The 15,399-nt window shown below is 62.5% G+C and carries 14 protein-coding genes; 10 read left to right on the forward strand and 4 right to left on the reverse strand.

Going from position 1 to position 15,399, the window contains the following annotated elements; genetic code table 11:
• Nucleotides 1-799: 799 nt before the first annotated feature.
• The 6 genes from NKF25_RS16360 to NKF25_RS16385 all read left to right on the forward strand — a co-directional run bounded on the left by NKF25_RS16360 (nucleotide 800) and on the right by NKF25_RS16385 (nucleotide 7,038).
• On the forward strand, nucleotides 800-2,221 hold the full coding sequence (locus tag NKF25_RS16360) for an ABC transporter substrate-binding protein (protein ID WP_253227725.1): 1,422 nt from the start codon (nucleotides 800-802) through the stop codon (nucleotides 2,219-2,221).
• Between the two features lies 1 nt (nucleotide 2,222).
• The gene (locus NKF25_RS16365; RefSeq protein WP_253227726.1) at nucleotides 2,223-2,990 is read left to right on the forward strand and encodes an ABC transporter ATP-binding protein; all 768 of its coding nucleotides are present in this window, start codon (nucleotides 2,223-2,225) and stop codon (nucleotides 2,988-2,990) included.
• Nucleotides 2,987-3,685: an ATP-binding cassette domain-containing protein gene (locus NKF25_RS16370; protein WP_253227727.1), complete on the forward strand. Its 699-nt coding sequence runs from the start codon at nucleotides 2,987-2,989 to the stop codon at nucleotides 3,683-3,685. The genes NKF25_RS16365 and NKF25_RS16370 overlap by 4 nt, the downstream gene beginning before the upstream one ends.
• Entirely contained in the window at nucleotides 3,682-4,719 is a 1,038-nt protein-coding gene (locus NKF25_RS16375) for a branched-chain amino acid ABC transporter permease (RefSeq protein ID WP_253227728.1), read from the forward strand. Before NKF25_RS16370 ends, NKF25_RS16375 begins: the two co-directional genes overlap by 4 nt.
• 109 nt (nucleotides 4,720-4,828) lie before the next feature.
• Nucleotides 4,829-6,001, forward strand: coding sequence for a branched-chain amino acid ABC transporter permease (locus tag NKF25_RS16380; RefSeq protein ID WP_253227792.1), 1,173 nt, complete (start codon nucleotides 4,829-4,831; stop codon nucleotides 5,999-6,001).
• Nucleotides 6,001-7,038, forward strand: coding sequence for a 3-oxoacyl-ACP synthase (locus tag NKF25_RS16385; RefSeq protein WP_253227729.1), 1,038 nt, complete (start codon nucleotides 6,001-6,003; stop codon nucleotides 7,036-7,038). The genes NKF25_RS16380 and NKF25_RS16385 overlap by 1 nt, the downstream gene beginning before the upstream one ends.
• Here NKF25_RS16385 and NKF25_RS16390 read toward each other — a convergent pair.
• Nucleotides 7,023-7,178 carry a hypothetical protein gene (locus tag NKF25_RS16390; protein WP_253227730.1) on the reverse strand — a complete coding sequence of 52 codons (156 nt, stop codon included), beginning with the start codon at nucleotides 7,176-7,178 and terminating at the stop codon, nucleotides 7,023-7,025. The genes NKF25_RS16385 and NKF25_RS16390 overlap by 16 nt on opposite strands.
• 30 nt (nucleotides 7,179-7,208) lie before the next feature.
• A complete protein-coding gene (locus NKF25_RS16395; protein ID WP_253227731.1) occupies nucleotides 7,209-7,421 on the reverse strand; it encodes a hypothetical protein in 213 nt (70 codons plus the stop codon).
• 172 nt (nucleotides 7,422-7,593) lie between these two features.
• Between NKF25_RS16395 and NKF25_RS16400 the strand changes: the two genes are divergently transcribed.
• On the forward strand, nucleotides 7,594-9,090 hold the full coding sequence (locus tag NKF25_RS16400; protein WP_253227732.1) for a stage II sporulation protein M: 1,497 nt from the start codon (nucleotides 7,594-7,596) through the stop codon (nucleotides 9,088-9,090).
• Between the two features lie 38 nt (nucleotides 9,091-9,128).
• On the forward strand, nucleotides 9,129-9,695 hold the full coding sequence (locus NKF25_RS16405; RefSeq protein ID WP_253227733.1) for a DUF998 domain-containing protein: 567 nt from the start codon (nucleotides 9,129-9,131) through the stop codon (nucleotides 9,693-9,695).
• Between the two features lie 12 nt (nucleotides 9,696-9,707).
• Here NKF25_RS16405 and NKF25_RS16410 read toward each other — a convergent pair whose 3' ends face one another.
• Nucleotides 9,708-11,387, reverse strand: coding sequence for an NAD-binding protein (locus NKF25_RS16410; RefSeq protein WP_253227734.1), 1,680 nt, complete (start codon nucleotides 11,385-11,387; stop codon nucleotides 9,708-9,710).
• 128 nt (nucleotides 11,388-11,515) lie between these two features.
• Between NKF25_RS16410 and NKF25_RS16415 the strand changes: the two genes are divergently transcribed.
• Complete coding sequence (locus NKF25_RS16415) at nucleotides 11,516-12,301, forward strand: HAD-IIA family hydrolase (RefSeq protein WP_253227735.1); 786 nt, start codon at nucleotides 11,516-11,518, stop codon at nucleotides 12,299-12,301.
• Between the two features lie 9 nt (nucleotides 12,302-12,310).
• A complete protein-coding gene (locus tag NKF25_RS16420) occupies nucleotides 12,311-13,819 on the forward strand; it encodes a DASH family cryptochrome (protein WP_253227736.1) in 1,509 nt (502 codons plus the stop codon).
• A gap of 177 nt (nucleotides 13,820-13,996) precedes the next feature.
• On the opposite strand, the gene NKF25_RS16425 is transcribed toward NKF25_RS16420, so the two are convergent.
• Complete coding sequence (locus NKF25_RS16425) at nucleotides 13,997-15,397, reverse strand: FAD-binding oxidoreductase (RefSeq protein WP_253227737.1); 1,401 nt, start codon at nucleotides 15,395-15,397, stop codon at nucleotides 13,997-13,999.
• Between the last annotated feature and the right edge of the window lie 2 nt (nucleotides 15,398-15,399).

Here is a 15,399-nt window from a genome sequence, read left to right on the forward strand (position 1 = left end):
CGGGTTGATATGTGAACCGCCGTATCGCCGGTCAGACAGAAGATCAACTCAACTCCATCTCTCACGTGTCGATACCGATATAGATGATCTGAAGGCCTAGTGGAGACGCTCTACCGAGCAATCTCGGTTCAACACACTACTGTCTCAGACAACTACTATCGTCATCGTTTACCGTCGGGTCCCTGCCGCCTCGACACGATCGTGTGTGGTTGTCGGTTCGTTATCGGCAAACACAACCGAGTACAGATGTCGCGTCTAAAACAAAATGCAGGGCGGAAAATTCCCTCACAGTCACGATGTTTGTCAAGCGGGGATCGTCGAAGAGAGAGGATGTCTATGCGCTTTCCCTTCGACAACTGTTCGTTAGGGTGAGCGGACCGTGAGCAAATTGGTTGCAAATGCTAACAATTTATCTCTACTTCTGAATCTGTAAACTCCCCTAACGAGCGTCAGTATCGAAAGACCGTGAGGAGCCATTGGGTGCACATGAGCGCTTCTCACGGTTGTCGGGAGGGAGCTAACCGATTCAACCACAATCATGGAGTGATGCCCCGACGAAATATTGTATTCCACCCACTCGAATCAGTTTTTTGGCTGTCTAATTGTGTAATTAAATTCGAGTTTATTTGCATATATCACGCTTGTTCACTCGGGATGGCTGCTTGCCCACGAGACCTCTATCCTCTATCTCAGTGATTGCGGAATTCAGTGATTGGTGCCGTTTGCCACTCCCATGCGCCAGTCAGTTCACATGTTAACCCAGCAGTATTTGCCACTTCTCGCACCCGGTATAGATGGTATGACGAACCGGAGACTGACACGGCGCAACGTCCTCACGTCGGCGGGTGCGGTCGGCATCGCTGGACTGGCAGGGTGTACTGGAAACGGAAACGATGACAACAACGATACAACGAGCGACTCGAAAGATGGTAACGATGCTGGAACGGGAGGTAAAACGACGATGAAGGACGTATCGGGAACGGTCAAGGTCGGTGTACTCCAACCGATTTCAGGGAGCCTGAAGTACTACGGACAACAGAGCCTGTGGGGTTTCCTGTCCGGACTGGCGTACAAAGCCGACGCGAAGCCGAAGACCGGCGTCAAGACCGGGAAGACAACCGTCTCAGTCGGCGACGTGGACTTCGAACTGTACGTCCGTGACTCGAAGTTCAAACAGGCGACGGCACAGAAGTTGGCGACGAACCTCGTCAAGGACCAGGACGTGGACATGCTGTTCGGCTGTGCGTCGTCGTCCTCGGCGACGACAGTCATCAAGACGGTGGCGAAAACGGCTGGCGTCCCGTACATCGCCGGTCCCGCGGCGTCCGCCGACATCACCTCGAACGGCGAGACGTGCAACAACCTCGTCTTCCGCGCGAGCGAGAACACCGCGATGGACGCCCGGAGCGGCGGGAAGTACGTCGCGACGCAGACGGACGTGAAGAAGGTGTACCTGTTCGGCGCGGACTACAGTTTCGGCAAGGCCGTCGTGAACAACTACGAACAGGTCCTGAAGGACGAGGGCGTGAAAATCGTCGGCAAGAAGTTCGTTCCACAGGGTCACTCCGAGTGGAAGGGCCTGCTCGACAACGCGCAAAAGGCGGGCGCACAGGGAATCGTCGGCGGGTTCACCGTCGCCACGCTGCCGAACCTCTTCACCGAGTACCTCTCCGGCGACTACGATTACCGCGTTTTCGGTGGCTTTGCGACCCAGATCACGAATCAGGTCGTCGGCCAGACGATGCAGAAAGTCCTCGGCAAGCCGCTGACGAAGGAGAAGATCGAAAAGGCGAAGCTCGGGCCGTTCACGACCCGCTACCACTGGAACCAGTACGACAACGAGATCAACTCCAAGTTCGTCGATTCGTACACCAAAGCCTACGGCGTCGTCCCCGACCTGTTCACCTCAGGAACGTTCACCGCGGCGTCGGCCATCGTGCAAGGCGTCCGCGAGAGCGGGTCCACGAAGGGAACCGACATCGCGGAAGCCATGCGCGGCATGACCGTGAAGGACACGCCGAAGGGTGAGGGCGGCTACGTCTTCCAGAAGTACAACAACCAAGCCCGCTCCTCGATGACCGTCGCCAATCCCGTTCCGACGACGGACGAGTGGGCTGATAGCTGGGACGCCGCCGTCATGCCCGGGAAGCCGCTCGCTACCATCGACGGCGAGGAAGCGACCATCCCGAAGGACGCGAGCAGCATGTCCTGCTCGCTCTAACATGCTCCGAACCACGGGGGTGACGCGGCGATTCGGCGGCCTCGTCGCCGTCGATGACGTGGATTTTTCGCTCGAAGAGGACGAACTCTGTTCGCTCATCGGCCCGAACGGTGCCGGAAAGACGACGTTTTTCAACCTGTTGACGGGCGTCCTCACGCCGAGCGAGGGCAGTATCGAGTTTCGAACGAACGGGTCGTGGCGGGATATCACCGATACGCCGCCGCACGAGACGGCCCGGTTGGGACTGCATCGTTCCTACCAGATAACGAACGTCTTCCCGACGAGTTCCGTCCTCGAAAACGTTCGCGTGGCGGTCCAGGCCCACGGAAACGGGTCGGCCAACGCGTGGCGGAACGTGCGCGCGTTTCCGGAACATACGGAGCAAGCCCACCGGATTCTGGAACGCGTCGAACTCGCGGAGTTCGCGGACACGACGGCGCAAAACCTGAGCCACGGGCAGACCCGTCAGTTGGAAGTCGCCGTCGCGCTCGCGGGCGACCCCGACGTGCTCCTGCTTGACGAACCGAACGCGGGCGTCTCCTCGGAAAGCGTCGGGACGATCATCGACCTCATCGAGGACGTGGCGGAAGACCACGCCGTCCTCTTGGTCGAACACAACATGGACATCGTGATGCGAGTCAGCGACCGCATCGTCGTGTTGAATCAAGGCTCGGTCATCGCCGACGCACCTCCCGAATCGGTGCGCGACGACGAACGAGTGCAGAAGGCGTATCTCGGCGGCTACGAGGCCGAGGAGGGTATCGCGTGAGTCTGCTTTCGGTCGAAGACGCTCACACCTACTACGGTGAAAGTCACGTGCTGGAGGGCGTTTCGATGGACATCGAGGAAGGCGAAGTCGTCGCCCTCGTCGGTAGAAACGGCGTCGGCAAGACGACGACGCTCCGCACCATCCTTCAGTTGACCCCCCCACGGAAAGGAAGCATTCGGTTCCGCGGGACCGAACTCGTCGGCAAGAGTACCCACGAAGTCGCCGAGATGGGAATCGGTTGGATTCCGGAGGAACGGCGCATCTTCACCCAACTCACGGTCGAGGAGAACGTCCGCGTCGCGGTGCCGAAAGGGAACGACGTGAACGACGCGCTCGCCGTGGCGTTCGAGACGTTCCCCGCCCTCGAAGAGCACCGCGACCGCGAGGCCGGAAATCTCAGCGGCGGCCAACAACAGATGTTGGCCCTCGCTCGCGGACTCGTCGGCGACAACGAAATTTTGCTGGTGGACGAACCGAGCGAGGGACTCGCCCCGCTCATCGTGGAGGCCGTCGCCGAGGCGTTGGCCGAGGCGGCGACCGACACCACGATACTGCTGGTCGAACAGAACCTCCCGCTGGCGCTCGACCTCGCGGACCGGTTCTACGTCCTCGATAACGGACGCGTCGTCGAATCGGGTGACGCGAACGACGTCTCGATGGACGACGAGCGATTCAGGAGGTATCTCTCCGCATGATTTTCCAAATACTCGCTCCGCTCGCTTCGCTCGTTCCGCTTGCCAACTTCGGCAGCGCACTGGGCGACTTCCTCGACCCATCGACGCTCGTGTCGGTGTTCGTTCAGGGTCTCGCCAAGGCCGCGCTGTACGTGATGATTGCGAGCGGTCTGACCCTCATCTTCGGCCTGATGGGCGTGTTGAACTTCGCCCACGGGTCGCTGACGATGCTCGGCGCGTACCTCGGCGGGGTGATAATGGTCGTGCTGGTTTCGGCGGGGAGCAGTTCGCTCACCCAGATGGGTGCGTTCTTCGTCGCCGTCGTCGTCACGTTCGGCTTGCTGGCAGGGTTGGGGACGACAGTCGAAGTCGGTCTCATCCGCAAACTGTACGACAGACCGCCGGTGTATCAAATTCTGCTGACGTTCGGGCTGACGCTGGTGTTGAACGAACTCGTCAGCATCGTCGTCCAGTTCTACGGTATGCAACCCCAAACCGCGTGGCAGGACGCTTTCGCGACGAAACCCGGCTTCCTGACCACGCAGGTCGGCTTCGCCGGGACTTCGGTGAACGGCCTCGCTCTCTTCGAAATCGCGTTCGGCGTCCTCACGGTCGCCGGAATCTGGGCCTTCCTGACCCGGACCCGCTACGGACTCGTCATCCGAGCGGGGAGCGAAGACGCGGAGATGACCGAAGCGCTCGGCATCGACGTTCGCCGGGTGTTCACCGTCATCTTCGCGCTCGGCACTGGACTGGCCGGCATCGCTGGCGTCCTGTTGATGTGGGACCCGAAGTGGGGTGCGAGCGTTCCGGTCGCTTCGCAGGCGTTGCTTCCGGCGTTCGTCGTCGTCATCGTCGGCGGCCTCGGGACGTTCCGCGGCACCGTCGTCGCGGCGCTTCTCGTCGGCATGGTCGATGCCATCACGACGTGGTGGTTCGATAACGCCATCAGTTTCGCCGGACTGCCGGAGATGACCATCTTCCTCATCCTCGTGGTCGTGCTCATCTTGCGGCCACAGGGCCTGTTCGGCGTCGAGGAGGTGGGGGGCCATTAGCACCGAAACCGGGACCGACGGACAAACCGTTTCGAAGGGAACCGAGAACTCGTGGGTCGCGGAGTACACCCGTGACCACATGGTTCACCTCGCCGTCATCCTCGTGCTCATGGCCTACCCCGCCATCTATACGGCGTTGAAAAACTCGCCAGTCGGAACGGAGGCGATGACCCTCCTTCCGCAGGTCGAGACGATGATTCCGGTGTTCTACTTCGGCCTGTTCGCCATGTCGTTCGACTTCATCAGCGGTTACACGGGCTACCTGTCGTTCGGCCACGCCGCGTTCTACGGCACCGGCGCGTACTTCGTCATCCTCACCGCCAACGACAAGGTTCCGTTCCTCCCGGCGAACACGCCGTTCATGATTTCGCTCGTGGTGGCCGGACTCCTCGCCGTCGTCCTCGCACTGGCAATCGGTTCGGTTTCGTTCCGCCTGACGGGCGTCTACTTCGCCATGATTACCCTCGGCTTCGCGCAAGTGCTGTACGTCTTCGTCAGCGGATGGGATTACGTCGGGCCGAACCCGCACGACGGAATTCTCGTCAACGGTCCGGCCGGACTCAACATCGGTGTTCCGGGTATCGATTCGCTGAATCTCGCTATTGGGGCGCTGACGGGCGACACCGTCTCGCTGGGGTTCGTTCACCTCGACCAGACCGGGGTGTCTTACTACATGGTCGGGTTGGTCGTGCTCGTCTGCTACTTCGCCATGCAGCGAATCATCCACTCTCCTTTCGGAAAAGTGATGATCGCCATCCGCGAAAACGAGGAGCGAGCAATCGCGGTGGGGTACAACACCTTCCACTACAAACTCGGCGCGTTCGCCATCAGCGCCTTCTTTGCCGCTATCGCGGGCGGTCTGCTGGCGGGCTATCAGCGAACCGTCTCGCCCGACGGGACGTTTAACTTCCTCGTGGCCGGCGACGCGTTGCTGGCCTCCATCATCGGCGGGTTCGGAACGCTCGCCGGACCGCTCTACGGGCAGTTGTTCGACGAGTCGGTCCGCGAGTTCCTGTCGAAGGAAGCCCAGGGCGTCGGACTCCTACCCTACCTGAGAGACCATCTCGGCGCGGGAGTGATGGGAACGACGATTTACAACGGACTAACGGTTCAGGGAGCCATCGAGACGTTCCTGAACGGTCACGCCGACCTGTACGTCGGCGCGCTGTTCGTCCTGTTCGTCTTGTTCGTTCCCAACGGACTGCTCGGCACCCTGCGTGACCGCCTCGGCGGTCCCGTCGGGAAACGACTCCCTGCGCGAATTCGGAGATATATACGATAATGGATACGATAATCGGTCTCACTGGCTACGGAATCGACGTTCCCGAGGACACCGTGACGGGCGAGGAAATCGCTCGCCAGAGCGGCATCCCCCAGGACGTCGTCGTCGAGAAGATGGGTGTGTGTGAAAAACACGTCTGTCCGCCCGACGGCGACCACGCGACGGACATGTGCGTGAACGCCGCGGAACGGGCACTCGACCGTGCCGGGATCGAGGCGTCGGAACTCGACGCGGTGCTGTACCACGGCAGCGAGTTCAAGGACTTCGTCGTCTGGAGCGCCGCCGCGAACGTCGCGGAGCGAATCGGTGCCGAGGGGGCGTTCGCCAGCGAGAGTTACGCGCTCTGTGCCGGTGCGCCCATCGCGCTCCGCCAGGCGAAGTCGATGCTCGTCGCGGACCACGTCGAACGAATCCTGCTCGTCTCCGCGAGTCGGGAGGAGGACCTCGTGGACTACGGGAACGAGGACTCCTCGTTCATGTTCAACTTCGGCAGCGGCGCGTGTGCGATGGTGCTCGAAGCATCGCCGGAGGACCCGCTCGCCACGGTTCGTGAGAGCGCCGCCGTCACGGACGGCAGTTTTTCCGAGGACGTCGTCATGCCCGCGGGTGGGTCGCGCAACCCGCCGAGCGAGGTGACGGTGCAGGCGGGACTTCACACCTTGGACGTTCCCGACCCGGACGGCATGAAGGAGCGGTTGGCCGACGTGAGTCTCGACAACTTCCTCTCCGTGGCCGACACCGCGCTCACGCGGTCGGGATACGAGCGGAACGAATTGGATTTCGTCGCGCTCACACACATGAAACGGTCGTTCCACGACTACCTCTGTTCGACGCTCGACGCGGAAAACTACTATCTGGACGAGTTCGGACACGTCCAAAGCGTGGATCAGATACTCGCGCTCGACGTGGGGGTCGAAAACGGCCTACTGGAGGCGGGGGACGTCGTTTGCTTCCTCGCGGCCGGAACCGGCTACACGTGGGCGGCGACGGTGCTCGACTGGCATGGGAGCGGTAATTCCACTTACTCTTTCGGATAGCGAACGTACGGACCCGGAAGCAGGGCACGGATCGAATAGGATCGACGGGACGTCTCCTCCTCGTCAGCGTGCTTGGTTTCGCCGTCCGCCTGGCTCGCTTCGTGTCCCGCCCGCCGCCAGTTGATTCCAAAGGTGCTCATCAAATTCATATGATACCTCATCTATCTTTATTATACGCCCGATAACCACCCGACAGGGACGGTGTGAATCGAAGTACCGAGCTGACTAATCGGATAATACGTCCGTGTGGACGTCCCATCCCCCGGCCGTGCGCCGCCGGTGTAACCGTCGTCACCCTCACCGTCGTCGTCGGTGGTGCCGTCCTCCTGTGCCGCCGCGTTCGGTCGCCGATCGATCGAATACGGGACGCTTCGCCTCGCCAATTTCTCGCTCGAAACGCTGTAGGTTCGGACTACTTTCGGAAAAACGACGTTACGATCGGCAAAACCCTGTCAGGGAAAACGGACGAACGCCGCCAGTTCGTCCGTTCGGGTTTCGCCCCGGGGGGACCGACCACCGCCAAACATATTTAATTCGAATGAGATGTGGGGATATATGAAACTCCGCGACGCTAGCTCGTCGGCCCGGTCGATCCTCCTCGACCGCCCGGCGACCGTCCTCCCGTTCTTTCTCGCCGGGTCGAGCATCAACTTGATCGCCCAGACGTTTCCGATCCTCGGGTTGGTGCTGTGTTACCTGCTTCTCGCCGGTACGGGGCGTCTCGACGCCGTGGTCACCGCGCTCAGACATACGGACCTGGCGGAAGCCGGAACGAATCCCGAGGGGGCAAATCGATTGGCGGACGCACTCCACGGCCTGCTCACACCCGATGTCGTCCTCATTCTCGTCGTGTCCATGTTGCTGGCATTGGTCGCCGTGTTCGTCGCTCGTGCCATCGTGGGTGCGGCCCAAGTCCACGCGGTGACGGCCGCCCTGCGAAACGAGCGACCCGTCCCGGCCGGTGTCGTCGGAGCGGGCGAGGACGCGACGAGGTTCCTCCTGCTTTCGCTCGCCAGATTGGCGGCGTTCATCGTCGTTTTCGTCGCCTTCGGAGTCGCTTTCCTCGTCTTCGTGGTTCTCGCGGTCCTCGCACAGGGGGATCCGACTGTGGTAACCCTCCTCGGAGGCCTCGTCCTCTCCCTCGTATTTCTCGTCGTCTGCCTCGTGGTCTACCTGCTGTTCATGTTCGTCCCGCAGGCCATCGTCATCGACGACGTCGGTATCTGGACCGGAATCCGTCGAAGCGGCGGGTTCGTCCGGCACAACGTGGCGCGCACCGCGGCGTACATCATCGTCGCCGTCGGGTTGTTCGGCGTGTTTGCCTTCCTGACGGCCGGGTTCGGACTCGTCGGCATCAGTCGCGTCTCGGGTATCATCCTGCTTTTCTTTTTGTTACCCGTGCTGAGCATGTTGAAGACGGCGGTGTATCTCGATGCGGAACCGACGCTTTCGACGGGTCGTGGGTCGCTTCGCGGCGCGTTAGGCCGCGGGCTTCACGAACTCAGGTCGTTTCTCGCACGGAAACCGCTCCTGTTTCTCGCCACGCTCGGGTTGTTCGCGCTCGGCGGCGTCGGCGGGTGGTTCGCGGCGCAACCGTTCACGCTCCGGAGCGTGCGTCCCGACCTGACCAGCAACGTCTTCGGCACGATTCCGGTGGACGTGTTCGTCAAAATCGCCGCGAACAACTGGTTGGTCGCCATCTCGGCGGCTTTCGCCGGGATCGGATTCGGCGTTCCGACCCTCGTCACGGTCCTGTTCAACGGCGCAGTCGTCGGCGCGGTTGTCGGCTTGCTCCCGAACCCGACCCTCGCGCTCGCCCTCATCCTCCCGCACGGCGTCATCGAAATCCCCGGCCTGTCGGTCGCGGGCGCGCTCGGTCTCCATCTCGGCGGCGTCTCGTGGTCGTACGTTCGGGGCCGAACGTCGGTCGAGGCGTTCTCGGACGAACTCGTCAGGGCCTACTACGTCGTGCTCGGACTGCTCCCCGTCTTCATCGTCGCGGCGTTCATCGAGGCGTTCGTGACGTGGTGGGTCGCCGCGCACGTCGTGTGAGACGAACGATTTATCGCATTCCGTTCGGACGATCGTGTATGAATCGAACCCGAACGATTCCCGAACTGAGTGGGCTTGCCGCCCCCCTCGTCACCTTCGGCGCGATCTTGCTCGCGGCTCTTATCTCGCCACGGTTCTCGTGGACGCTTGACGCGCTTTCGGACCTCGGTGCGGCGGGGGAATCGACGGCGTGGCTGTTCAACGGTGGACTCATCGTCGGCGCGATACTCGCGCTCCCGTTCGTCCGGGGACTTTGGGCGCGGCGTGAAAACCGGTTCGATGCGGTCGGAACGGTCGTCCTCCTCGTTTCGTTTGTCGGAATGGGTCTCGTCGGTATCTTCCCCGAGGGGACGAACCTGCACTTTCCCATGGCAATCACTTTCTACGCCGGACTCACCTACGCCCTCTTCTTCCTCGGGTCCGGGCGAATCGTGACCGACGAACGGACGTTGGGACTGGGAAGCGTTTGGCTCGCCGTCATCCATATCACGTCGTGGATTCTGTGGGCGGTCGGAATCCGGATCGGGTCGGGCTTGGCGATTCCGGAGACCGTCGGCGCGCTGATCCTCATCGTCTGGATGGTCGCCACCGTCCGGCGGTTCTGATCCGGTCCGAACTCACTGTGCGATCTCGGCGAACTCGTTCGTGTCCTCGTCGGTACCGGCGATGATGAGTTGGTCGTCCGCGCGAATGACGAAATCCGACCCGAGGTCGGTGATGACCTCGCCGTCGCGCTCGATCGCGATGACGGTACACCCCGTTCGCGTTCTCACGGCGGCGTCCCGAAGGGTTTGGCCCGCCAGCCGTGGTGCGGTCGTCCGCAGGATTTCGATCTGCTTGTCGGGGGAGATGATCTCCTCGCCTTCGAGGATCGTCGAGGCGAGCATTCGGCCGCTCACCGTTTCGAGGGCGAGGACGTAGTCCGCGCCCGCGCTGTACAGCTTTCCGATGTTGTCCGTCTCGTTCGCGCGGGCGACGATTTCGACCCCGGGTGCGAGTTCCCGGGCGATGAGCGTGGCGAAAATCGTCGTCGTGTCGTCCGCGAGCGCGAAGATGATCGCGTTGGCGTACTCGATTCCCGCCTCGAGGAGTACGTCTTCGTTCCGAACGTCGCCGAGCACGTCCACGCCGGATTTGTCCGCCTTGTCCACGACCGTCGTCCGCATCGACTTCTCCTGCATCGCTTCTCCGACCGTCGAACCGACCTCCCCGTAACCGGCGACGATTATCGACCCGCGGATGGGACCGCGGCCGTCCGAGATGGTCATCTCCTTCAGCCGTTCGAGTTGCTGCTCCCGCCCGGCGGCGAGCAGAATCGTGCTCTCGTCCAGTTCGGTCGTCGGCGAGGGAGAACTCTGGAACTCCCCACGTCGCCACAGGCCGATGATGCTCGCGCCGGTTCGTTCCCGAACGCCGCTTTTCGCGAGCTTCCTGCCCGCGATTTCCGACCCGGCCTGGATCGATAGCTCCAGGATTTCGAAATCCTCCCCGATGGTGACGGTTTCGCCGAGGTCCGCCGTCACCGACGCCGTGACCTTTTCGGCGAGACTGTGGCCGAGCAGGTGACGCGGCGAGAACACCTGATCCGCCCCGGCGTAGCGGAGGTAGTTCGCCAAATCCGGGTTCTCCACGAGGCTGATGACCCGAACCGTCTCGGATACCTCACGGACCGCGAGCGCGATACTCGCGTTCTGTTCGTCGGTCGCGTCGGCGACGACGGCGTAGGCGTCCTCGACGTGGACGTTTCGGAGCGCGTCGGCTGACTCCGGGTCGCCGTGGACGACCGAGATGTTCGCCTCGTACAGGTCGAGCGCCTCGTCCCGGTCGCGGACGACGACGACGAACTCCCTGTCCCACGACTGAAACTCGTCGATGAGCGTCTCGGCGCGCGGCGAATAACCACAGACGACCACGTGGTCCTCCACGTCGTCGATGGCCGTTGGAGGACTCACGCGCAGTGCTTCCTGTACCCACGGCGCGACGAACACCGGGAGCGCCATGAAGATGAGCAGTACCCCGGAGATCTGCATCGCCACCATGAGCAGGTGCATCTGCGGCGTCGTCCATTTCGAAGCATCGACGCCGAACCCCGTGGTCGTGAACGTCTCGATGACGATACCGAACGCCTCCAGCGCGGTTCGATGTACCCCTTCGTACGTCTCCATCCCCCACATGTACGCGACGGTGTACAGCACGATGACCCCGGCAAACGAAGCGAGATAGAGAAACGCCCGTCGTCGCTGCCGTGACACTTCGGGAAACACGGTGAACGGAACGCGTCGCGGTCGCGAAACCATTGTCCTAAGACTGTCAGTCAGGTGCCTTTATTCTGCCGTCTATCGGGATGGTTTCGTCTCGTTGATTGACGGATTCGGCCGCCATCTCACCGGACGACTCAACATCCCCCGGTCCGTTGTCCCATCAAATGACCCGCTATCGTGGCGCGATTCTCGACGTGGACGGGACGCTCGTCAGGGGAAACAACGGCGTCCCCGGTGCGGCCGAGGCCGTTCGAACGCTTCGAAACCTGGGAACGAACCTCCTGTTCTTCTCGAACAATCCGACGCAACCGCCGGAACACTACGTCTCACGGCTTGCCGCCGCCGACATCGCCATCGACGACGCCAACGTGCTCACGTCGGCGCTCGTCACGGCCGAATTCCTCGAAGCCGAGTACGAGGGACACGACGCCCTCGTCGTCGGCGAGGGGTATCTCTCCGAACTGCTCGAAGAACGCGGGTTCGTGGTGTGTGAGGACCCTGACGACGCCGAACTCGTCGTCGCCTCCATCGACCGCGAATTCGACTACGACGACCTCACCGCCGCGCTCTGGGCGCTCGAAGGTGACGTCCCGTTCGTCGGTACCGATCCGGACGTGACGATTCCAGTTCACGAGCGACTCGTCCCGGGATCGGGAGCCATCATCAACGCCATCGCGGGCGTCGCGGGCAGGGAACCGGACCACGTCCTCGGCAAACCGTCGCCGGACGCGGGGCGGGCCGCGTTGTCCCATCTCGACGTTTCGGCGGAGGACTGCCTCGTCGTCGGGGACAGACTGGACACGGACATCGCCCTCGGCGAGGAAATCGGGGCGACGACGGTGCTCGTCCGCTCGGGCGTGACGTCGCCGGACGTGCTCGCCGGATCGGAGATCCAGCCTGACCACGTAATCGACTCAGTTAGGGAGATAGACGAAGTGCTCGGGGACTGAATCGGGTGCATGGAAACCGCGCTCGTCTGGTTTCGAACCGACCTCCGCGCTCGGGACAATCACGCACTCGCCGCCGCGACCGAGGCCGAGCGACTCTGCTGTGTGTACTGTTTCGATCCGCGGGGGTTCGGTTCGCGGGAGTACGGGGGAACGAACTCGTTTCGGTACGAGAAGACGGGTAGCCACCGGACGCGATTCCTCCGGGAGAGCGTCGCCGACCTCCGAACGTCGCTTCGCGAGTTGGGGTCCGAACTGATCGTTCGTCACGACCGACCGGAAGCGGTCGTCCCGGAACTCGCGTCGGCCATCGACGCCGATTTCGTGAGCTTTCAGGCCACCTCAACCCCGGAGGAACGCGCCGTCGAACGGACGGTGACGGCCCGACTGAAAAGGACCGAAACGAATCCCGATGTCGAGTCGTTCCGGGGCCACACGCTGTATCACCCTGACGACTTGCCCGTCCCAGTCGCTCGAATCGAGGACACGTTCACCCCGTTTCGGCGAACGGTCGAAAATTCGGACGCGACGGTTCGTCCGACGGTCGAAGCGCCGTCGGCGCTTCCACCGATTCCGGAGGTGGCGGGGACGGCGGCGGAAGCGGACGCGTCCGCTTCCGCCGGGGCGCTCGACCCCGGCGAGATTCCCACCTTCGAAGCGCTCGGTGTCGAACCGGCGACGCAGGACGAACGTGCAGTCCTTCGGTTCGAGGGCGGCGAAACGGCGGGACTCGAACGACTGGAACGCTACGTCTGGAAGCGCGACCGGTTGCGGGAGTACAAGGAGACGCGAAACGGATTGTTGGGGTCCGATTACTCCTCGAAGCTCTCGCCGTGGCTCAATTTGGGCTGTCTCTCCCCCAGAACGGTGTACGAAGCCGTCGAACGCTACGAGCGCGAGCGTGTCGAGAACGAATCGACGTACTGGCTCGTGTTCGAACTCCTGTGGCGCGATTTCTTCCAGTTCCAGTTCGAAAAGCACGGGACTCAGCCGTTCGAACGGGACGGGATTCGACATCGGGCCGACATCCACTGGCGGAGCGGGACCGACGGGGAGAGCGAGGAAGAGTTCGAGCGGTGGAAACGCGGCGAAACCGGCATCCCGTTCGTGGACGCGAACATGCGGGAGTTGAACGAAACCGGGTACGTGTCGAACCGCGGGCGACAGAACGTCGCCAGCGTGCTGGCGAACGACCTCCGAATCGACTGGCGGAAGGGAGCGGCCTACTTCGAGACGAAACTCGTGGACTACGACCCCGCGAGCAACTACGGCAACTGGGCGTACATCGCGGGCGTCGGCAACGACTCGCGGAACCGCTCGTTCGACGTGGGGTGGCAGGCCGAGCGGTACGACCCCGACGCGACGTACGTCAAATACTGGCTCCCCGAACTCGACGGTGTGCCGGGCGAGAAGGCGCACGAACCGTGGACGCTGTCCCCCGACGAACAGGAGCGATACGGCGTCACGCTCGGCGAGGACTATCCGGAACCGCTGACCCAGTGGCTTGGGTCGAACGAGTGAGAAATTTTGGACCGTCTCGCTGTTACCGCGATCCAATTCGAGAGGCTACGGATGAACGCCGGGGTCGTGACGATAGTTGAATAGTTGTTCGTCTATTCAACTATCCTCATATCATCGTGTCACGAACGCGCTCGTGGGTCGAGGGGGTCGATGTCGCCCCCCGTCAAGCGACCTCAGTCACTCCTCCGCGAGCGGTTCGATGTTCTGGTTGACGTGGAAGATGTTCTCCGGATCGTATCTCTCCTTGATCTCCCGTAGTCGCTCGTAGTTGTCGCCGTAGGTCGCCTGGATTCTGTCCGTCCCCTCCTCCATCATGAAGTTGACGTACGCACCACCCATCGAGTGCGGGTGGGTTGCCTCCCAGTACCCCCGTGCCCACTCTGTTATCTCGTCTTTTTTCGCCGGGTCCCCGTCCACGCCGAAGATGACCATCGACCACGTGGCGTCGCGGTTCGACCACGCCGTTTCGTCCGGTTCGGGGCGGTGGGCCGCGCCATTGACCGGATACAGGTGCATCCCGGACTGCGGGGTCGGCACGTCCGCGAAGCGTCGGTGTTCGTCGATGGCCTCGTCGGTCAGGTCGTGGACGAAGTCGCCCTTCCAGTACCACTGGTCACCCGGCGGATAGAGGTCGTCGAACATGCTCTGGAGCGCCGGGTAGGGCATCTCCCCGACGTGCTCGAACAGCGGTTCGGCGACGTCGTGTGCGGGTCGTAGCACGCCGTCGATGTCGTCCGGATCACCCAGGTAACACCACATCAGCCCACACACCTTCTCGCCGTGGATTTCCTCCGGGAACGGCTCTCCCGGCACTTCCGCGATCAGATAGAACGCGTACACGTCCTCCGGCGCGTTCGGAAGCCACTCGCGGTACCAGCGCATGGTGTCTTCGAGTTCGTCGATGGGCCAGAAGGTCGGTCCGGCGACGACGGTGTCCACCGGGTGTAGTTCGAATTCGAACGCCGTGACGACGCCGAAGTTGCCGCCGCCGCCGCGGAGTGCCCAGAACAGGTCCGAATGCTCGTCCTCGCTGGCGTGAACCAGTCGTCCGTCGGCCAGCACGACGTCCGCGCCGAGCAGGTTGTCGATGGTCAGCCCGTACTTCCGGGTCAGATAGCCGTGTCCCCCGCCGAGGGTAAGCCCGGCGACGCCGGTGGTGGAGATGACACCGCTCACCGTCGCCAGTCCGTCTTCGTGCGTCGCCCCATCGACGTCGCCCCACGTACAGCCGGGTTCCACGCGGGCAGTCCGCTCCTCGGCATCGACGCTGATATCGGTCATGTTCGACAGGTCGATGACGAGTCCGTCGTCCACCAGCGCCAGGCCCGCACCGTTGTGACCGCCGCTCCGAATCGCCACCTCCATCTCGTTTTCGCGGGCGAACTCCACGGCCCTGATCACGTCGTCTACGGTGTCACAACGGGCTATCAGCTGCGGATGCCTGTCTATCATCGCGTTGTAGATCACGCGCGCTTCGTCGTACTCCGTCCCGTCTTCCGGTTGGAACACGTCCCCGCCGGAACGCCGTTTGAACTCCTCGATTACCGCTTTGTCTACCGGTTGACTTTCTGTCGCCATGA

Source organism: Haladaptatus sp. AB643 (assembly GCF_024136975.1).
Classification (GTDB): Archaea; Halobacteriota; Halobacteria; order Halobacteriales; family Haladaptataceae; genus Haladaptatus.